The following is a 15770-nucleotide window of genomic DNA, read 5'->3' as shown; positions in this document are numbered from 1 at the left end:
TGGTGGGTTAAATCAGAAGGGGATCGAATCGTCGTATTCAGGTGCGGTAGATTGCCCACGAGCTTGCTGCTGATTCGATGGCGCTCCGTTTCCCGCTTGTTTCGGTGGCAGGTCGATGTCACGAACCAGAATTGTGGGGATAGACGCCTTGCTGCCGTCATCGCGATCCCACTCTTCAAGAACAAACTCACCGCTTACCGTAACCTTCGCGCCCTTGGTGATGCTCTGAGTTAATTTCTCGGCCATCGCGCCGAACATTTTGCACTGCAGCCAGGTGGTTTTCTCTTTATCGCCAAAGCCAGATTTGGCCGGCAGAGAGAAGGTGGCGATGTGCTTGCCGTTTGGGGTGACGCGCAATATTGCGTCCTTGCCGACAAAGCCAGAAATGGTGATAGTGTTAATGGCCATGATTAATCGTGCCTCGTAAAGTTGTTGTGTAATTTTTCTCTCGCCTCTGAAGCAACCAACGATGCGAGCTCCAAATCTTCGTAGTAGCCAAGATGGATGCATTTCTTCCTGATTGTTATCTGGGCTTTCCACTTGGAGATCTGACTATTCCATGACACGCCCTTTACGCCAGACTTGTTCCTGACGCTCCTTTTCATGTTCCACATGTTGGAGAAGAGGTCGCAGGCTCGGAGATTTCCCATGCGATTGTCTGACCTTATTCCATTTATATGGTCAATCATGGGTGGCATTACTCCATGAACAAACAACCAAGCTAATCGATGCGCTTTATATACCCTCCCTTTTATTTTTATTTGCCAGTAGCCATCGCCGCTCATACTTCCCGCTATATCTCCGATGCATACATGAGACTGTATGCCAGGACTCACTTTCCATGTGAGCAAGCCCGTTTTAGGGTCAAAGTTGAAAAGGTTGTGAAGATCCTGCTGACTGATTGGCATTATGCTGCTGCTCCTTCCAGTTCAGATTTCCTGATTTCGTAAACTTCCTTCGCCTTTGCTTGCTCTGGCGTGCCATCAAGCATCTGCCATGCTTTGGCGAACGCCTGTTTCAACTCTTCCAGTGTTGCTTTCTTCATTGCAGCTTCAGTGAACGCCGCCAGCGCTGCATCCGGCGCAGACTTGGCTTTTTGTTGTGGCGCCACATGGTGAACTTCTGCATCAGGATCAACTGCGGTTTCTTCCGTAGGAATACAGAAAGCCTGAAACGCTGCGTACTTGTAGGCGATCGACATAGCCTTGTTGGTCGCCTTGTCGCCGCTATCCATGGCTTCACCGTATGTCGTCACGGTATGAATGCTGCCGTCTTCAGTGGCAACGAAATCGAACTCAGCCTTCACCACAACGTAAAACAGGACGCCGCCTTTCTGTGTGGTTCGCTCAGTTACGGTGCGCTCTGTAATTCGGGGCAAGATTACCAGCCCGTGCTTTGCCAGCATTGGCGCCAGAGCGTTGTAAACCTGATCGATGCCGCGAAACTGGAAGTTCTGCTGCACGTTCTTGCGGTCCTTGCTAATGCCTTTCTCCGCCATTTCCTTGGCTACAGCGCTAATCGCCTTGTAGACGCTCATTCATGCCTCCCATCATTTCAAACTGGCGTTCCGTGCGGTGATCGGCAATCGCATCCTTTGCGGCTTGCTCGTATGTCATAGGGTCGGCTAATTCACCTAGCATTCCCTGTACAAAATCATTCCAGACAGCTTCGTCACTCACGCTGCTGTCTTGGTGTGAAGGATGGTTATGCATTTGCGCGTCTCTGATGCCATTGAAAGAAGGTGTGCCGCTGATTCGCGGTCGCCATTGCTGCGGCTCTCTCTTGCCAAAACCAGGTAGTGCCGGTGCCATGAAATAAGCGCGATTCGTGACTGAGGGAATTTCATTTGATAGCTCTCCGCAAAAGATTCATCGCCACCGCCCACTTGGCGGGGCTGCTATACAGGACGGCTTCACGCGAAAGCTCCTGAGCCTTTCTGAAATGACGTGTTCTCATGGTTCGCCTCGCTGATTCAGAGTGTCCAAAAGTGAGCGCAGGCCAGAACGTAGGCGGCGCACTAAACGGTCGAGTTGTGATTCATTAAACTGAGCAGCGCCCACGATGGCGCCGCCCGCGATGGCATAGTTCATCGTGGGTTTCCTTGGTGTTGGTTAAATGGTGATTAGTAGGTGATGCGGGTATGCGGGATTTTGCTGTCTTTCAGCGCAACCAGAACTTCAATTGCCTGCTCACGGGTTAGGCTGGTGTGGCCCAATAGAGCGGTGACAATCTCAGTGCCAATCTTCTTGCGGTGCGCTTCATTGGCTGCACGCGCAACTGCTTCGTTGGCGATGCGTTTCTCTTCAGCCAGGCGGGCATCTTCAGCTGCTTTGGCCTTGCGTTGCTCTTCGGCAATTGCCGCCTGTTTCTCACGCTCAGCCTGCTCACGCGCTTCCTGCGCCAGTCTTGCGGTGCGCTCCTGCGCTTCTTTGGCTTCACGCTCCGCACGCTCCTGTGCGGCCTTTGCATCGGCCTCAGCTTTTTCCTTCGCTGCCTTCAAATCAGCCTCACGACGTGCTGCTGCTTCGCGTTCCTGCTGTGCTTTCTGCTCAGCCTCAATACGTGCCTGCTCGACAGCCTGACGCTTAATCTCTTCTTCGTGAGCAATGCGCTGGCGCTCTGCTTCGGCTTTCGCTTCCGCTGCGTCACGGTCGAATTTGTCATTCAGGAGCAGGGCGATTTCATGATCGGATTCGATTTGTGCTGCCAGCTTTTGAGCTGCAATGCGCGCATCTTCCCCTGCCTTAATGCGTTCCTGGTCAACATCCCAAGCTGCACGCGGTGCAAGAATCTGATCGCGTATGGTGTCGCATTCACGCGTAAAGCGACGAAGTTCATCTTCCGCTGGCTTCACGGCTTCTTTGAGCTGCTTCAGATACGCACGACCCGGCTCTTCGATAGCTTTTTTGCTGGAGCCAACCATGCGGGCCAATGAACCGATGCGATCACGACCTTTCTTCGTCGTCACATCAGGAACTTCAGCGGCCAGCTCGCGAATCTGGTCAAGATATGCATCAAGTCCATTCGCTACATAAAGCGCTGGCGCTTGCTCAGGCTTGATTTCGAGTACTGCTAAATCCGTTGTTTCACTCATTTCCTTCTCCTGTGAGCAAAAAAATACCCGCACATAGGCGGGTGTATTTAGGAAATCCCTATCACAGCAAGACCCATAACTGGCTTGTAAAGAATCAGAGGGTTAGGGATTATCAAATCATGACTACATACCGTGTAAGAGTGGGTTTTCATAACCCAACAGGCCTGACATTCAGGCAACTTGATGAGGTGCTTGAACCTCTACGTTTCTGGAGAACAGAGTCGTGCGGAGGAAATTTCCGTTATTACATGGAGTACGAATACCAGACAGAAGTCAGGAGTATTTGTGACGTATGTGAGTTGGCATATTCACAAGCATGTAAGGTTAGGAAGTGTCCGCTGATTCTTGTTGAGGCCAAGCCTCGTGAAGAGAATTCACATACTTAGTCCCTTAATGCGGAATATTTGCCTTCTATTGCAAATAATTTGGCTTGCCAGAAAAGGGCTGGCAACCTGATGAATCCGTTTTGAATGCTTTCTTTTCACACTATGCATAGGAGGAACGTCGTGAAGAAAAACGAACTACCAACCAAAATATGCACCGTGTGTGGACGACCTTTCACTTGGCGTAAAAAGTGGGAGAAGTGCTGGGGTGAAGTACGTAAGTGCTCGGAGCGATGCCGGAGGCAGTGAGCGTTGTCAGTGGTTACTGGCCAAGCGCCTTGGCTATCGCTGAATTGGCTGCCTCGCGCTGCTCTGGCGTCAGAATTTTCAATACCTCAGCGTCAGTGGTCACGATGTTTTGCAGCACATCCAGCAAATCAGTTGCTGCAGCCATAACCATGCCGTTCTCATCCTCATCACCGTTAATCACTAAATCAGCAATGAGCCCGGCATGGTCACTTTTGATTTCCCCGAGCGCCGGCGAATAACTCCACTTGCCTTTAGTTCCCCTAAAATTATTCATCAAATCCTCGCTATCATCGCCAACCCCATCAGCAAAAAAATCACTACCCAGCAGATAATGCAATCTTGTGTGCTCATGGTTTTGGCCTTTGTGTAGGTAAAAAGAAACCCGCTCGGGGCGGGCTTAGTTGTTTGAATCTTCGTACTCGAAATCGTCATCCCAACCATCGTCATCATGCTCGGGGCAATCAGTGGTCAGATAGATGAATGTGCCGGCCTCGGCGAAACCGTTTACTGTCGCGGTTGCATCCACCTCTTCCGCCTGCGCCGTTACATCCTTATCCAGAAAGTCAGGCCGTTTTTCTGCTTCTTCCTGAAGTGCCTGAATCAGATCTCTAACTTTCATACTCACCTCTTATCAGTTCTGCTGCGTCCACGCTGTTTAGTGAACAGGTGGCGTTAAAAAGGCCGCACTAGGCAGCCTCGATGTTGAATCCTTTCTCTGTGAAGAACCTTAGTCCTTCTGCATATGCAACGATTAGCTCCTGAGAATCCGGTTCGCTTGCAAACTCAGGCGACCACGATTTCTGCTCTTCAATTCCGCGCTTAAGCTTTCCTACAATGGCCCGCTCGATATATTCACGCCGACTTTCAAGAAGCTCTGGCGATGCCTGTGTCATATAAAAATTAAGCTGCTCAATCATGCTCAACCTCTCGCCGTCACGTTGTCTCTAGATTTCCGATAGCCAATAAAAAAGGCCGCCGTTAGGCAGCCTTGGATGCGTACTCACGAGCCTGTCGCCGGTTTTTCCATGCCAGTTGCAGGTAGCATGTGCGGAGACCAATGCTGTCGCGGTGGCGAACTGCTGATGCGCGATATTCAGCAACCGCAGCGCGGCACTCACTAGCGTAATAACCATTGTTGTTTGTCATGCTTCCCTCACTTAACAATGTGAACCGCGTCTTTGCGGACAGTGCGGTATCCCGCGTTATAAATTGCGATTTCCGGCAAACAAACCCCTCCACCTTCCTGCTTATCACGCAGACTAGGGGAGGAGGTGGCGCGGGCAACCTTCGCCGAGCAGCCCAATGAGAGCTTCGTGAAGGCCCGATCGATTTTTTTGGTGTAACCGTCACGCTCAATCTGTTCAGTGGCTTTACGTGCGTTGTACGCAGCCATACGGCGTTGATTTCTGTTCATGGGTATTCCTCGATGAGTGCTTGGGTGCAAGAGCCGGAACCCGTGACGTTTCCGAACTTCATAGGCTTCTCAGGTCCACCATCCTGACTGGCGTAAGCTCCACCTATCTCTTGCCCGAAGCACTCGCCTCGGCCTGTGTATTCACAGGGCTAAATTTTTAAAGAGCTGAAATCCGTTTCGTTGTTCGCCAGCGTCCTGCTGATGGGATAAACAATACTCTAGGTATTATTTTATGGCAATACCCAGAGTATTAAAAATAATATGGTAAGTATTAAAATGATGATTGTGAAATGAATTTATTTTTTGCAGGTAATAAAAAAGCCGCTCTAGGCGGCTAAATTAGGCGGGGTGTTGCTACACGTATCTAACTTTGGATTCAACAACCACACCAATGATGCGGCAGTTGCCGTTGATGGGTGTCATAGGCCATGCAGGATTAAGGCCTTTTAGGTAACGCTGCCCGCCGTCGATGACGAGCTTCTTAAATGTCGCTTCATTAGCATCAATTAGTTTGGCGACGACAAGCGATCCATTTTTTGCTTCTCTACCGGTATCAACCAGCACACTGTGGCCTTCGGGAATGCTTTGCCCGATCGGTGCCGTCATCGAATCGCCCTCGACTTTCAGCCAGAATCCTGTGCCCTGAATCGGCACATCAGATTCATACCATTCATTTATCTCGCTGATCGAATAGGGTTCCATTGCTTCTTCCCATTGTCCTGCGCTGACCCAACTGAGCATAGGATACCTTCCTTTTGGTTCGTATGGTCCAGCGAAGGTCACGTTTTTATCGAGCGCGGGCGCAGAGGCTCCATCCACTTCTTTTGCCAACGATGGACTGAAATCAGAAACAGGAACCTGGAGTAAGCGAGAAAAAGTTAAAGCTGCGCTTAAGTTAAGCGCGTTGCGGCCATTCAGGTAATGACCTACGGCACCCTGTGTTATGTCCAGAGCGTCCGCGATATGTTGCTGGGTAATGCCCAGGCTTTTCTTCTTCGACTCGTACAGAGCCTTGAGGCGCTTAGCGTCTTCCAGCTGTTCCGGCGTCAACGTCTTTGTGTTTTTCATTCCCTGATTCTAATACCTCAGTTATTAAAATATGAAATACCGTAGGTATTGATTTAATTAATACTCGTAGTATTATTACTCTATCGGTAATCACGCGGAGGAAACCGATGGAAAAGATCACTCTCGCTGATTACGTCAAGGAGAACGGTCAGGCAAAAGCCGCCGACATCATCGGCGTTCACCAGACGGCAATCAGCAAAGCAGTACGAGTTGGCCGGAAGATTTTTATCACGACCTTGCCTGATGGTCAGGTTGTTGCAGAAGAAACCCGACCATTCCCAAGCAGCAAAAACGCCGCCGCATAAGCGGCACCGCTCTTTATCAATCTGACCGCCCTCGGAACACCAGGGCAAAACCCAAGTGACTTGCTCACCGCAATGTCACGCAACCAATTAACTAACAAGGACAAGTATCAACTATGGAACAAGCAACTCAAAGCAAGAACGCACGCCGCATCGAGTCGGCGCTGCTGAATAAGCTGGCATCAATCAGCCAGAAAACCTTCGCTGAAAGGCTGGGTATCGCCGAGTACCAGGTCAGCCGCATGAAGAAAAATTTCTTCCGGCAGATGAGCATGGCAATCGACATTCTGGAATACGGGATTGTTGATGACGACGCAGCGCAACTGGCTAAAGCAGTGGCGAAAGAAGTGGCCCTGATTTTGGGCAAAGAAAAGACCGAGATGAGCGGTAACTCATTCTCGGCCTGATGCGAAATGACTGGATCAAATCACAGGGGTAATTATGACAAAGAAACACGTCGTGTACCAGGCAGAAATGCACAAAAACCTTGCCCGCATCGAATTCTGCAAAGCGTTCAACCCGAAGGTGGCTGAGAAGTTGAAGCAAATTCTGGAAGAGCACAGAGCGAAGGAGAGGGCAAAATGAACAACGTAGCCTATGCAAATTTCGGGGCCAATCAGCAGCCCGTGGAGCGCAGAGTGGTCGATATCGATGATGGTTATACCAAAGTCGCTAACGAGCTCCTGGAAGCCATTGCAAGCGCTGATCTGACCGCTCGCCAGTTGAAGATAATGCTTGCCTATATGCGCAAGACATATGGTTTCAACAAGAAGTCAGATCGCATCGCTGATGAGCAAATATCTGCCATTACCGGCATCTCTCGCCAGAACGTGAACAAGGCGAAAAAAGAGCTGCTGGAAATGAATTGCCTGTTCAGAAATGGCAATCAAATCGGCATTAACAAGGAGGTTTCAGCGTGGCATTTCAGCAAGAGTCTCCAAGTTAGCAACCTTGTCTCTAATCTGGAGACAAAAAAAGTCTCTAATCTAGAGACAGCGCGAGTCTCTAAGTCAGAGACACACAAAAGACATTCTTTAAATACAAAAGAAAATACCCCCCTAACCCCCCAAGGGGGCGATTCAGATCTCGCTCAGGAATGTCTGGATTTTTATAACCAGACGACCGACAGCAGATGCTCATCAACAGCCCCGTTTGAAAAAGCCCTTAGCACTGTGAAAGCCAAAGGTGTTTGTTACAGCGCTGAAGAGGTCAAGCTGGTAACGGAGTGGGCATTCAAGGTCTGGAAGAACAAACCATCGCCAAACAACCTGTGCCGCATGACGCGGTTCGATACCTACCTGTCTGACGCCCTCAAATGGAATGACTGCACAGAACGCAACCCGGCGCCATGCCCCCATGACGAACTGGTCAATCTCTGGAATGCCAAATTCCCGGAGCGAGCAGTGGAATCACATGAATGGAACAAATCGCGGCCGGCATACCGTGGAATGGAGCGCGTGTGGAATGGGAAAACCAATAACGGCGCATGGCGCGAAGTGAAGCACATCGCCACCGTGTTCGACCTGATCCGCAAATCCAAGCTGTGTGACGGATTACATGAAAAAACATGGCTGACACTGGACTGGATCCTCGATGCCAAAAACTGGGCGAAGGTCTACGAGCAAGCCCGCCGCGAGTACAAGCAGTCAAAACAGGGAGTGATGGCATGAATCAAATTACCAGATATTCAGACATGTACGTTGAACAGAGCGTTATTGGTTCAATGATGCTGGCATCCTCAATCGAGGATTTGCAGGACAGCGCGATGGACGCAATCGAGAACCTGACGGCTGATGACTTCACCAGCTCATCACACCGCTTGGTAATCGGGGCCATAAAGCGACTGCACCTGAGTGGCGCCAAAATCGACCTGCTGACGCTCAGTGCCGAACTGGAGCAAACCGGTGAAATCGATATGGCTGGCGGCTTCGCATACCTTGCTGAAATCACCAAAAACACTCCATCCGCGCGCAACCTTGGCGCCTACAGTGCGAAGCTAAAAGAGTTAACGCTTGGTCGTCGTGCGCAGGCAACGCTGAACGCCGGCATAAGCAAACTGCAGGACCCGGGTATTGTTCCGCTGGTAGATATCATCGGCAGCATTCAATCGGAGATTGGCGCCATTGAGACGCAGCAGGATGACGGAACACGTCACATCATGGACGGCATCAACATCTCCATCAACGAGATTGAGTCGATCATTAACGGCGACATCTGGAAGCACCGCACCCAGCTCGGTATGAAGACAATCGACGATGCATTTGGCGGCTTCAATAACACCGATTTCATCGTGGTTGGCGGTCGGCCAGGCATGGGTAAAACCATGTTCAGCACAACGGTGACAGAGTGTGTGGCGCTTCACAGCAAAAAGCCTGTGCTGTTCTTCAGCCTTGAAATGCCTATCGAGCAGATTTCCCAGCGCATCGCTTACCACCGCGCCCGGATCAGCAAAGAGCAACTTCTCAACGAGGGCGACAAAATCGCTTGTGATGCGGCGTGGGCAAAGCTAAGCATGGCTCTTCAGGATTTTCAGGGGGCGCCAATTCACATTAACGACAAGACAGCATTAAGCGTCCATCAGATTCGCTCTGAAGCGAGGCGCATGCATAAGCAAACTGGCGGGCTGGGTGTGATCATCGTGGATTACCTCCAGAAGATGAAAATGACAAACCCGGAAAACATGAATCAGTCAGTAGGGGAGATCGCCACCGGCCTGAAAAACCTCGCTAAGGAGTTGCGTTGCCCTGTCATCGCACTGGCGCAGTTAAACCGAAACCTTGAGCAACGAGCCAATAAACGCCCGGTCAACTCTGACCTGCGTGAATCAGGCGTTATCGAGCAAGAGGCTGACGTAATTTTCATGGTTTATCGCGACGACAAATACAACCCGCAGACCGAATTCAAAGGCATCACTGAAATCATCTGCACCAAATCACGCCACGTTCCGGGCGCCGAAAAGCCGTATTACTTCAGCAGCGCATTATCCGGGCTGGATCCGGTCAATCTCAGTCAGATTAACCAAGAGGGATATGAGCATGAAATTGAATGTTGATTCCCGTTCCGAAAAAGGCGGCAAGAGCAAAACTAAGGGTGGAGGTGGATTTTGAGTATCGAATTTAAATGGGTACCACAGGAGCAAAAATATGCTCGCGGTGAGAACCTGATGGTTGGTAAGTGGTGCGTGGGAAGCATTAGCCCAGACGTCGTTAATTCTGAATTTGGCAACGTTTGCGTTTATGCCAATCTGCCTGGGCTCAAAACGCGCCTCAGAAACAGGCCAAATGACCTTCAAGCCAAGGCGGCTCTTGAGCACGCTGTATCTTACTGGTTTCAGGAGTGCGGATTAGCAGCTAACCAAGGAGTCGCCAATGAACAAAATAACCGCTGAGAAGTGCAGGGAGATTCTGACGCACTTCAAATCACTAAATATTCAAGGTCACTTGCTGGAAGAGGGAAAGCAAATCCTGCAAGCCCTTGAGATTGCCCTGCAGGTGCTGGAAGCCGAACCAGTGGCTGATGTGGTTGCATGGAATCATCCAAGCGAAGAGAGAAAGTGCAGCGTCCAGTTGCGCCGATTTGACCTGAAACCCGGACCGTTATTCATGCTGGCACCGCAGACCACAACGGACACCTACCGCCAGATTGAAAATGATGACTGGATTGAGTGGGGTGGTGGTGCCTGCAAATTACCAGGTAACTCAGATGTAGAAATCCGGCAGAGAGGAGGTCGAGTAATCCGCTGCAAAGCTGACATGCACACTTGGTGGTGGAGAGGCGGAGCAAACGACATCATCGCCTATCGGGTGATTGAAATGATGGGAGGGAAGGATGAGTAATTTCTTCAATGAACACGTGATTCGATATCACTGGGAGACTCTCAAACGTCGTCACGCTGAATGGCTGTCCCGAGCTAAACAGGAGAAATCATGACAATCCAAACCACCGGCGATGATTGCCGTGAAAGTGGAGAGGGGGAAACCAAAGTGGAGCATCACTTAAAAATTCTTCCAGAGCACTTTGCTCCAGTTGATGCAGGCATCAAGCGGGCAGAGCTTCGAAAAAATGACCGAAACTACCAGCAGGGCGACACACTCAATCTTTGCGAGTGGGACGGACACAATTTCACTGGCAGATTTGCTATCCGAAAGATTTCACATATTGCGGATGTCTCTGCTTACCTACCTGGCTATGTGCTACTGAGCATGGACGATTCGGAGCCGGCGCACGATGACTTAATGTGGTGATTCATGAACAACGTAATCCCTATCCGCAAAGACCCACTCCGCAATCTCTACGAACTAATCGACAGCATCCACGACACCAACCCTACACCAGAGACTAAGCGCATCGCTGATGAGGCTTTGGCATTGTTGCAGAAAATGATTGAGGCCAAGCATGGAGACACAACGTTACCTGTTGCGTAACAGCAACGTCCGGCAACGCTGCATCAGCGTCATCCAGCAATTACCCACCGATACCGACAAACCTCTGCAAGTAACTATCCAGGAAGACACCCGCAGCCTTGCGCAGAACCGCATGCTTTGGGCTTGCCTGCATGACGTTTCATCACAGGTTGTCTGGTATGGGCGAAAGCTGGACTCGGAGAGCTGGAAGCACGTTTTCAGCGCCGCGCTGAAGAAGCAGGAAACCGTGCCGGGTATCGACGGCGGCTTTGTAGTGCTGGGCCAGTCAACCAGCAAGATGCGCGTCGGCGAGATGCGCGACCTGATAACCATCATCCACGCATTCGGCGCAGAGCATAACGTCAGATTCAGCGATGAATCAGCACGCGCTGCTGAGTGGGCCTCACGCTTCGGAAGTTAATAAATGACACCCTTTACCGATATTGGCGCAGCCATCGAAGAAGCTGCGTGGCTGGCGTACGTCCATAAGAAACCTCACTGCGTTTACCAACGCTTTGACGGGCTGATGGAAGTGAAGCCAGAGCATCCCGATCGCAACGCAATGTTCACCACCGGCACGCCGGGAACCGTAACCACTGAATACAGGTGCGCAGCATGAGCAAAGGCAGATACCAACACCACACACAGGAAGAGTGCAACAAGGTAGGGAAGCTGAGAAAAATGGGGCTGACATACGCAATCATCAGCCAGCGAATGGGGTGCAGCATCGATACATGCCGCCATATGTGTGCGAGGGCGAGATGAAGAGACGCAAATCCATCTGGGAACGCTACGAAAACCACGCCATCTACGACACCAAATCACCCCGCAAGAAGCGCCAGCCACAACCCACCGAATCCCAAGTAACCACTTTCAGCTATCTGGAAGGGCTGCGCCAATCTGTGGCTAACAGAGTGAGGTTCACGCGATGAGAGAACGCTGCCACCGCTGCCACACCATCCTCACCAGTGAAGATAAGCACTTTCACGGCATAAGCTGCCACACATGCGAAGAGGATGCCTGGTATGCAGAACACTTCGAATACGTCCCACTCCACGCCATCTGGCGATACGCCTGTTATCAGGTGCGTTGGCTGTCCTGCGTTACTCACCACGCAGGAAGTTTACTGCTGCGCTGCCTGCGTAGATGCATGGGTAGAAAGCGATCCGAATGGGAAAATGGGAGTGGACGATGACCAAATTACGCAATGAAGCCCGCGGGAGAGAATGCCAGGTGAGGTTGATTGGCATATGCAACGGCAACTCAGAGACAGTGGTGCTGGCGCATTACCGCATGCCCGGCATTTGCGGAACCGGAATGAAGCCTGATGACCTTTTCGGCGCGTGGGCCTGTTCAGCGTGTCACGACGAAATAGATCGCCGTACGCGCCACTGCGAAGTGACAGAGACACGACTTGCTCACCTTGAGGGCGTTATCAGAACGCAGAGCGCATTACTGCAGGAGGGGAAGCTTAAGCGATGAACGAATACAGGCTTACGCTACCGTGGCCGCCCGGAAATAATAACCTCTTCTCAGTGTTCCGCGGTCGAAAGATAAAAAGCAAAAAGGGAAGGGAATACACCTCAGCAGTAACTCAGCAAATCACCGATGCAAATCAGCAATTCCAACTGGCCGGCAGGCTGAAAGTAAAAATTCTCGCATATCCACCTACACGCGCCCGGCGCGACCTAGACAACCTTTTCAAAGCACCCCTCGACTCGCTCACACAAGCAGGCGTCATAGCTGACGACAGCCTGATTGATGACGTGCGCATGGTGCGCTGCGAAGTGGTAAAGGGCGGCAGGTTGGAAATCATCATCACAGAATTGGAGCAGGCCGCATGACCGACTACCTCAGACAGAAGTGGCAGTTGCTGCGTATGTACCGCGCCCGCCGCATGTTCGAAATCAACTACCGCATATTGCGTAACACAGCGAAAATCATGGGGGTAAAACATGCCAGTACGCGAGCTTAATCTCAGCAAAGAGCAGCATGACTGGCTGAATGGCTGGTTAGAACTGTGGGGAGCGTGGGTGTATTCAGGAAGGCTGGAAAAGCGCATGACCAGCGTCATAGCGCAATACATGGCTACTGTTGAACCACAATCATATCCATACCGGCCAATGTGCAACGATGATGACGGACTCTTGATTTCTCAGGTCGTGGACTCCGTCATGTGCATCGATAAGAAAGCACTTGGCATCCTGCTCAGTTACTACGCTCACGGCTCTTCCAAGCGTGCGATCGCATCTTACTATCACAAGTGCGCAAGTCCTCGCAAAATGTCGGGTCGCGGTGGTGAAAGCTATCGCATACCATCGATGATTACTTGCCGGCGAGAAGTGGACGAAATACTCAATGCGAGTTTGTATCTTCTCTACACCCCGTTGCTAAATGCATTCAACGATCGCAAACGTGTAGTGAAAATTAGAAAAGTCGCATAGTAGGGGTTGACTCCATTGAGCCAATGAGCCACAATTTGGATGTAAGATGCCGTAAGTGTTCTTAAATGAGCCAGCAGCGACAAATTCCATCACAGTGAGATAGTTAAAGAGCCTCGTAGCCTCACCAGCTAGCGGGGCTTTTTTGCGATATTGACACCCGAAAAAAGTTTTTGTAAAAAGTGAATCGCCTGATGTGTATTGTTCTTTAGTCCAATCATTCATCTCGCATATCAGGCCGAAAGCCCCGTCTTAACCGATGGGGCTTTTTGTTTTTCTGGATTCTGGCAGCCAGCTGGAATGCCCCGCATCTGAAAGGATGATGCGGGAACCAACGCGGCTGATGGGTCATGAGGCTTCCGCGCTGGACGGTTCGAAACTGCGGCATCCAGCAACTAGCCCGAAATCATTGAAGTTATGATGATCACTCAGTAATCTACCTGTTGTGGAGAACAGTACCGTAGTTTAACCGAGCAAAACGGCTGCTGCCGATCCGGCGATAGGTAGAAGCAGATGGTGAGTTCGATGCTCCCCGTGCTGTCGCTCCACAACCAAATCTCAAAATCAGGCATTTTTGCGATTGCCTGAGATTACTCAAAGGTCAGCCATAGAGCTGGCCTTTTCTTTTTTGCGCCATCCCAAAACTTATTCAGACTCTCGTTGCTGTGTGGGGATGCGCGCACTTTTCTTACGACTACAGGCGGCACCAAGCGAACAGCGAGGTGTATATGAGTATCGATATGAGCAAACTGGCATCGGGCGCGGCATACGGCGCATCTGCCGGGACAATTGCCAACGGTCTGCTGACCCGGCTAAGTCCCGATGAATGGAGTGCTGTTGGCGTGCTGGCCGGTATTCTGGTTGCGCTATTCACGCTCGGCATCAACTGGTATTACAAACGCAAGGCCACAATGGCGCAGATTAAAGCGCTGCAGCGCTGGCCTACCGCGCCCGACCTCACCGAGGATTAAACCAATGGCAATGTCTAACACACTGCGCAACAGGCTTATTGCTGCTGCAGGCGGCGGAGCCATGCTTATCGCAACGGTATTCCTCGGCGGAAAGGATGGGGTAGAAGGACGAGTGTACGAGCCCTACAAAGATGTGGCTGGGGTATGGACTGTCTGCGATGGCCATACCGGTGCTGACATCGTGAAGGGAAAGAAGTATACCGACCGCGAATGCGACCGCCTGATGTGGAGTGACCTGCAGCCAGTTAAGAAGGCGGTCGATTCCATGATCAAGGTGCCGCTGGGTGAATATCCCCGCGCCGCGCTATACAGCTTCACTTATAACGTAGGCGCATCTGCCTTCTCCAAATCCACGCTGCTGAAAAAGCTTAACGCTGGAGACCAGGCTGGAGCATGCGAAGAGCTCCGCCGCTGGGTATATGCCGGTGGCATGAAGTGGAAAGGCCTGATGAACCGCCGCGATATGGAGCGTTCTCTCTGCCTGGCGGAAAGCGCAAATGATATCTAAGGCGACTATAGGGCTGCTACTTTTCTTGCTGGCAGGCACAATTGCCGCTGGAAGCATGGCCCTCTACTACCGTGGCAACGCCATCGACTATAAAGCGCAGCGTGATAAAGCGTCTGATGCGCTTAAGCGGGCTAATGCCACCATTGATGACATGCAGGTGCGTCAGCGTGACGTTGCTGCGCTTGATGCCAAATACACGAAGGAATTAGCAGATGCGAATGCTGAAAATGACAGGCTTCGCGCTAAGCTGGCTAATGGTAGCCGGGTGCGGGTCGCAGGCGAGTGTAAGAACGAAACCTCCAGCGCCGGCGGCGTGGGCAATGCAGGAACCATCGAACTCTCTCCACGTGCTGGATCAAACGTTCTTGATATCCGAGCCGGAATCATCAGCGACCAGGCCAAAGTGAGATACCTGCAGGAGTACATCATTGAGCAGTGCATCAGATAATCTAAACCCGCAAACATTCGTATAGAAACGTTCTGATTTGTAAGCTTAATGAAAAGAAATTTTTCAATTGAAGATCAACAGGTAACAGAGTGTTGAGAAATTTCTTCATACCTTGTGAGAATTTCTCTCTTCAATCGGAGCATTCTTAATAGTAATCTTGCGACTTACAAAAATTTCGCTAGGAAGTTGTCGCTCATGCAGCAACTGGAAGAAATAAGAAAACAGATCAGTTCGATGCAGACTGTCCTGACGCTGCTCAACAAGAGTGATGAGATGAGAGGCATGGCTGATGCTACTAGCGCCGAGTCTGCGATCATTTCTTATGCCTCATGCTCAGTTCGAACAAAAGCAGCTGCCGGTGTTTATAAAGAGATATTCGCGCTTCATGCAGCCTACATGAGGCAACTTAGGCTGAGTACGACGTTCAAAAAGAGCGAAGAGCCCATGCTTCACAGCGCATACACAGAAGTTGGACTTTAAGGCCACATC

Annotated in this window: 31 protein-coding genes; 20 read left to right on the top strand and 11 right to left on the bottom strand. The window is 50.9% G+C overall.

Annotation, left to right across the window (positions count from 1 at the left end):
* Window positions 1-12: 12 nt before the first annotated feature.
* The 6 genes from P6287_RS13670 to P6287_RS13645 all read right to left on the bottom strand — a co-directional run bounded on the left by P6287_RS13670 (window position 13) and on the right by P6287_RS13645 (window position 3094).
* Window positions 13-408, bottom strand: coding sequence for a single-stranded DNA-binding protein (locus P6287_RS13670; protein ID WP_277973908.1), 396 nt, complete (start codon window positions 406-408; stop codon window positions 13-15).
* 2 nt (window positions 409-410) lie between these two features.
* Window positions 411-908: an HNH endonuclease gene (locus P6287_RS13665; protein WP_277973907.1), complete on the bottom strand. Its 498-nt coding sequence runs from the start codon at window positions 906-908 to the stop codon at window positions 411-413.
* The gene (locus P6287_RS13660) at window positions 908-1537 is read right to left on the bottom strand and encodes an ERF family protein (protein ID WP_277973906.1); all 630 of its coding nucleotides are present in this window, start codon (window positions 1535-1537) and stop codon (window positions 908-910) included. The genes P6287_RS13665 and P6287_RS13660 overlap by 1 nt, the downstream gene beginning before the upstream one ends.
* Complete coding sequence (locus P6287_RS13655; protein WP_277973905.1) at window positions 1515-1679, bottom strand: hypothetical protein; 165 nt, start codon at window positions 1677-1679, stop codon at window positions 1515-1517. Before P6287_RS13655 ends, P6287_RS13660 begins: the two co-directional genes overlap by 23 nt.
* Window positions 1680-1952: 273 nt before the next feature.
* A complete protein-coding gene (locus tag P6287_RS13650) occupies window positions 1953-2090 on the bottom strand; it encodes a protease FtsH-inhibitory lysogeny factor CIII (RefSeq protein ID WP_277973904.1) in 138 nt (45 codons plus the stop codon).
* 32 nt (window positions 2091-2122) lie between these two features.
* The gene (locus P6287_RS13645) at window positions 2123-3094 is read right to left on the bottom strand and encodes a hypothetical protein (RefSeq protein ID WP_277973903.1); all 972 of its coding nucleotides are present in this window, start codon (window positions 3092-3094) and stop codon (window positions 2123-2125) included.
* 119 nt (window positions 3095-3213) lie between these two features.
* Between P6287_RS13645 and P6287_RS13640 the strand changes: the two genes are divergently transcribed.
* Both P6287_RS13640 and P6287_RS13635 read left to right on the top strand, forming a co-directional pair.
* Window positions 3214-3480, top strand: coding sequence for a hypothetical protein (locus P6287_RS13640; RefSeq protein ID WP_277973902.1), 267 nt, complete (start codon window positions 3214-3216; stop codon window positions 3478-3480).
* 102 nt (window positions 3481-3582) lie between these two features.
* Window positions 3583-3726 carry a DUF2256 domain-containing protein gene (locus tag P6287_RS13635; RefSeq protein ID WP_277974935.1) on the top strand — a complete coding sequence of 48 codons (144 nt, stop codon included), beginning with the start codon at window positions 3583-3585 and terminating at the stop codon, window positions 3724-3726.
* A 13-nt stretch (window positions 3727-3739) separates the two neighbouring features.
* Here the strand turns inward: P6287_RS13635 and P6287_RS13630 are convergent, their stop codons facing one another.
* From P6287_RS13630 to P6287_RS13610, 5 genes are all read right to left on the bottom strand, one after another.
* Window positions 3740-4063 carry a hypothetical protein gene (locus P6287_RS13630; protein ID WP_277973901.1) on the bottom strand — a complete coding sequence of 108 codons (324 nt, stop codon included), beginning with the start codon at window positions 4061-4063 and terminating at the stop codon, window positions 3740-3742.
* A gap of 60 nt (window positions 4064-4123) precedes the next feature.
* Window positions 4124-4345, bottom strand: coding sequence for a hypothetical protein (locus tag P6287_RS13625; RefSeq protein ID WP_277973900.1), 222 nt, complete (start codon window positions 4343-4345; stop codon window positions 4124-4126).
* Between the two features lie 67 nt (window positions 4346-4412).
* Window positions 4413-4643, bottom strand: coding sequence for a hypothetical protein (locus tag P6287_RS13620; RefSeq protein WP_277973899.1), 231 nt, complete (start codon window positions 4641-4643; stop codon window positions 4413-4415).
* Window positions 4644-4879: 236 nt separating this feature from the next.
* Window positions 4880-5140, bottom strand: coding sequence for a hypothetical protein (locus P6287_RS13615; protein ID WP_277973898.1), 261 nt, complete (start codon window positions 5138-5140; stop codon window positions 4880-4882).
* A gap of 354 nt (window positions 5141-5494) precedes the next feature.
* Entirely contained in the window at window positions 5495-6208 is a 714-nt protein-coding gene (locus P6287_RS13610; RefSeq protein ID WP_277973897.1) for a S24 family peptidase, read from the bottom strand.
* A 107-nt stretch (window positions 6209-6315) separates the two neighbouring features.
* Between P6287_RS13610 and P6287_RS13605 the strand changes: the two genes are divergently transcribed.
* The 18 genes from P6287_RS13605 (at window position 6316) to P6287_RS13520 (ending at window position 15761) form a co-directional block, all read left to right on the top strand.
* Complete coding sequence (locus P6287_RS13605) at window positions 6316-6513, top strand: Cro/CI family transcriptional regulator (protein ID WP_061718632.1); 198 nt, start codon at window positions 6316-6318, stop codon at window positions 6511-6513.
* A gap of 113 nt (window positions 6514-6626) precedes the next feature.
* Complete coding sequence (locus P6287_RS13600) at window positions 6627-6917, top strand: CII family transcriptional regulator (RefSeq protein WP_277973896.1); 291 nt, start codon at window positions 6627-6629, stop codon at window positions 6915-6917.
* Between the two features lie 34 nt (window positions 6918-6951).
* Complete coding sequence (locus P6287_RS13595) at window positions 6952-7095, top strand: hypothetical protein (protein ID WP_277973895.1); 144 nt, start codon at window positions 6952-6954, stop codon at window positions 7093-7095.
* Complete coding sequence (locus P6287_RS13590) at window positions 7092-8180, top strand: replication protein (protein WP_277973894.1); 1089 nt, start codon at window positions 7092-7094, stop codon at window positions 8178-8180. Before P6287_RS13595 ends, P6287_RS13590 begins: the two co-directional genes overlap by 4 nt.
* Window positions 8177-9562: a replicative DNA helicase gene (locus P6287_RS13585; RefSeq protein WP_277973893.1), complete on the top strand. Its 1386-nt coding sequence runs from the start codon at window positions 8177-8179 to the stop codon at window positions 9560-9562. Before P6287_RS13590 ends, P6287_RS13585 begins: the two co-directional genes overlap by 4 nt.
* 51 nt (window positions 9563-9613) lie before the next feature.
* A complete protein-coding gene (locus P6287_RS13580) occupies window positions 9614-9898 on the top strand; it encodes a hypothetical protein (RefSeq protein ID WP_277973892.1) in 285 nt (94 codons plus the stop codon).
* Window positions 9879-10346 (top strand): hypothetical protein, encoded by a 468-nt coding sequence (locus P6287_RS13575; protein WP_277973891.1) that lies wholly within the window; start codon window positions 9879-9881, stop codon window positions 10344-10346. Before P6287_RS13580 ends, P6287_RS13575 begins: the two co-directional genes overlap by 20 nt.
* 90 nt (window positions 10347-10436) lie before the next feature.
* Complete coding sequence (locus P6287_RS13570; RefSeq protein WP_277973890.1) at window positions 10437-10754, top strand: DUF3850 domain-containing protein; 318 nt, start codon at window positions 10437-10439, stop codon at window positions 10752-10754.
* A gap of 3 nt (window positions 10755-10757) precedes the next feature.
* On the top strand, window positions 10758-10934 hold the full coding sequence (locus tag P6287_RS13565; protein WP_277973889.1) for a hypothetical protein: 177 nt from the start codon (window positions 10758-10760) through the stop codon (window positions 10932-10934).
* Window positions 10906-11334, top strand: a complete 429-nt coding sequence (locus tag P6287_RS13560) for a recombination protein NinB (protein ID WP_277973888.1) — start codon at window positions 10906-10908, stop codon at window positions 11332-11334. The genes P6287_RS13565 and P6287_RS13560 overlap by 29 nt, the downstream gene beginning before the upstream one ends.
* A 3-nt stretch (window positions 11335-11337) precedes the next feature.
* Window positions 11338-11532: a hypothetical protein gene (locus P6287_RS13555; RefSeq protein ID WP_222182475.1), complete on the top strand. Its 195-nt coding sequence runs from the start codon at window positions 11338-11340 to the stop codon at window positions 11530-11532.
* Between the two features lie 572 nt (window positions 11533-12104).
* The gene (locus P6287_RS13550; protein ID WP_277973887.1) at window positions 12105-12395 is read left to right on the top strand and encodes a DUF1364 domain-containing protein; all 291 of its coding nucleotides are present in this window, start codon (window positions 12105-12107) and stop codon (window positions 12393-12395) included.
* Complete coding sequence (locus tag P6287_RS13545) at window positions 12392-12757, top strand: RusA family crossover junction endodeoxyribonuclease (RefSeq protein WP_277973886.1); 366 nt, start codon at window positions 12392-12394, stop codon at window positions 12755-12757. The genes P6287_RS13550 and P6287_RS13545 overlap by 4 nt, the downstream gene beginning before the upstream one ends.
* A 111-nt stretch (window positions 12758-12868) precedes the next feature.
* Window positions 12869-13357, top strand: a complete 489-nt coding sequence (locus tag P6287_RS13540; protein ID WP_277973885.1) for an antiterminator Q family protein — start codon at window positions 12869-12871, stop codon at window positions 13355-13357.
* A gap of 725 nt (window positions 13358-14082) precedes the next feature.
* Entirely contained in the window at window positions 14083-14325 is a 243-nt protein-coding gene (locus P6287_RS13535) for a phage holin (protein ID WP_224934050.1), read from the top strand.
* A 4-nt stretch (window positions 14326-14329) separates the two neighbouring features.
* A complete protein-coding gene (locus P6287_RS13530; protein WP_277973884.1) occupies window positions 14330-14833 on the top strand; it encodes a lysozyme in 504 nt (167 codons plus the stop codon).
* Between the two features lie 55 nt (window positions 14834-14888).
* Window positions 14889-15281, top strand: a complete 393-nt coding sequence (locus tag P6287_RS13525; RefSeq protein WP_277973883.1) for a lysis protein — start codon at window positions 14889-14891, stop codon at window positions 15279-15281.
* Window positions 15282-15476: 195 nt separating this feature from the next.
* Window positions 15477-15761, top strand: a complete 285-nt coding sequence (locus P6287_RS13520) for a hypothetical protein (protein ID WP_277973882.1) — start codon at window positions 15477-15479, stop codon at window positions 15759-15761.
* Window positions 15762-15770: the final 9 nt, after the last annotated feature.

This window comes from Pantoea sp. X85 (assembly GCF_029623675.1).
GTDB lineage: Bacteria > Pseudomonadota > Gammaproteobacteria > Enterobacterales > Enterobacteriaceae > Pantoea > Pantoea leporis.
Note: the sequence above shows the minus strand (reverse complement) of the source record. Positions and strands in the feature narration are given on the sequence as shown.

Bases quoted from the DNA above. Each gene is read 5' to 3' on its own strand.
- P6287_RS13570 (WP_277973890.1), top strand. From the start codon at position 10,437: ATGACAATCCAAACCACCGGCGATGATTGCCGTGAAAGTGGAGAGGGG.
- P6287_RS13620 (WP_277973899.1), bottom strand. From the start codon at position 4,643: ATGATTGAGCAGCTTAATTTTTATATGACACAGGCATCGCCAGAGCTT.
- P6287_RS13640 (WP_277973902.1), top strand. From the start codon at position 3,214: ATGACTACATACCGTGTAAGAGTGGGTTTTCATAACCCAACAGGCCTG.
- P6287_RS13555 (WP_222182475.1), top strand. From the start codon at position 11,338: ATGACACCCTTTACCGATATTGGCGCAGCCATCGAAGAAGCTGCGTGG.
- P6287_RS13665 (WP_277973907.1), bottom strand. From the start codon at position 908: ATGCCAATCAGTCAGCAGGATCTTCACAACCTTTTCAACTTTGACCCT.
- P6287_RS13625 (WP_277973900.1), bottom strand. From the start codon at position 4,345: ATGAAAGTTAGAGATCTGATTCAGGCACTTCAGGAAGAAGCAGAAAAA.
- P6287_RS13650 (WP_277973904.1), bottom strand. From the start codon at position 2,090: ATGAACTATGCCATCGCGGGCGGCGCCATCGTGGGCGCTGCTCAGTTT.
- P6287_RS13520 (WP_277973882.1), top strand. From the start codon at position 15,477: ATGCAGCAACTGGAAGAAATAAGAAAACAGATCAGTTCGATGCAGACT.
- P6287_RS13575 (WP_277973891.1), top strand. From the start codon at position 9,879: ATGAACAAAATAACCGCTGAGAAGTGCAGGGAGATTCTGACGCACTTC.
- P6287_RS13540 (WP_277973885.1), top strand. From the start codon at position 12,869: ATGCCAGTACGCGAGCTTAATCTCAGCAAAGAGCAGCATGACTGGCTG.
- P6287_RS13585 (WP_277973893.1), top strand. From the start codon at position 8,177: ATGAATCAAATTACCAGATATTCAGACATGTACGTTGAACAGAGCGTT.
- P6287_RS13595 (WP_277973895.1), top strand. From the start codon at position 6,952: ATGACAAAGAAACACGTCGTGTACCAGGCAGAAATGCACAAAAACCTT.
- P6287_RS13615 (WP_277973898.1), bottom strand. From the start codon at position 5,140: ATGAACAGAAATCAACGCCGTATGGCTGCGTACAACGCACGTAAAGCC.
- P6287_RS13550 (WP_277973887.1), top strand. From the start codon at position 12,105: ATGACCAAATTACGCAATGAAGCCCGCGGGAGAGAATGCCAGGTGAGG.
- P6287_RS13590 (WP_277973894.1), top strand. From the start codon at position 7,092: ATGAACAACGTAGCCTATGCAAATTTCGGGGCCAATCAGCAGCCCGTG.
- P6287_RS13610 (WP_277973897.1), bottom strand. From the start codon at position 6,208: ATGAAAAACACAAAGACGTTGACGCCGGAACAGCTGGAAGACGCTAAG.
- P6287_RS13645 (WP_277973903.1), bottom strand. From the start codon at position 3,094: ATGAGTGAAACAACGGATTTAGCAGTACTCGAAATCAAGCCTGAGCAA.
- P6287_RS13565 (WP_277973889.1), top strand. From the start codon at position 10,758: ATGAACAACGTAATCCCTATCCGCAAAGACCCACTCCGCAATCTCTAC.
- P6287_RS13560 (WP_277973888.1), top strand. From the start codon at position 10,906: ATGGAGACACAACGTTACCTGTTGCGTAACAGCAACGTCCGGCAACGC.
- P6287_RS13600 (WP_277973896.1), top strand. From the start codon at position 6,627: ATGGAACAAGCAACTCAAAGCAAGAACGCACGCCGCATCGAGTCGGCG.
- P6287_RS13545 (WP_277973886.1), top strand. From the start codon at position 12,392: ATGAACGAATACAGGCTTACGCTACCGTGGCCGCCCGGAAATAATAAC.
- P6287_RS13605 (WP_061718632.1), top strand. From the start codon at position 6,316: ATGGAAAAGATCACTCTCGCTGATTACGTCAAGGAGAACGGTCAGGCA.
- P6287_RS13660 (WP_277973906.1), bottom strand. From the start codon at position 1,537: ATGAGCGTCTACAAGGCGATTAGCGCTGTAGCCAAGGAAATGGCGGAG.
- P6287_RS13525 (WP_277973883.1), top strand. From the start codon at position 14,889: ATGGCCCTCTACTACCGTGGCAACGCCATCGACTATAAAGCGCAGCGT.
- P6287_RS13635 (WP_277974935.1), top strand. From the start codon at position 3,583: ATGCATAGGAGGAACGTCGTGAAGAAAAACGAACTACCAACCAAAATA.
- P6287_RS13670 (WP_277973908.1), bottom strand. From the start codon at position 408: ATGGCCATTAACACTATCACCATTTCTGGCTTTGTCGGCAAGGACGCA.
- P6287_RS13535 (WP_224934050.1), top strand. From the start codon at position 14,083: ATGAGTATCGATATGAGCAAACTGGCATCGGGCGCGGCATACGGCGCA.
- P6287_RS13530 (WP_277973884.1), top strand. From the start codon at position 14,330: ATGGCAATGTCTAACACACTGCGCAACAGGCTTATTGCTGCTGCAGGC.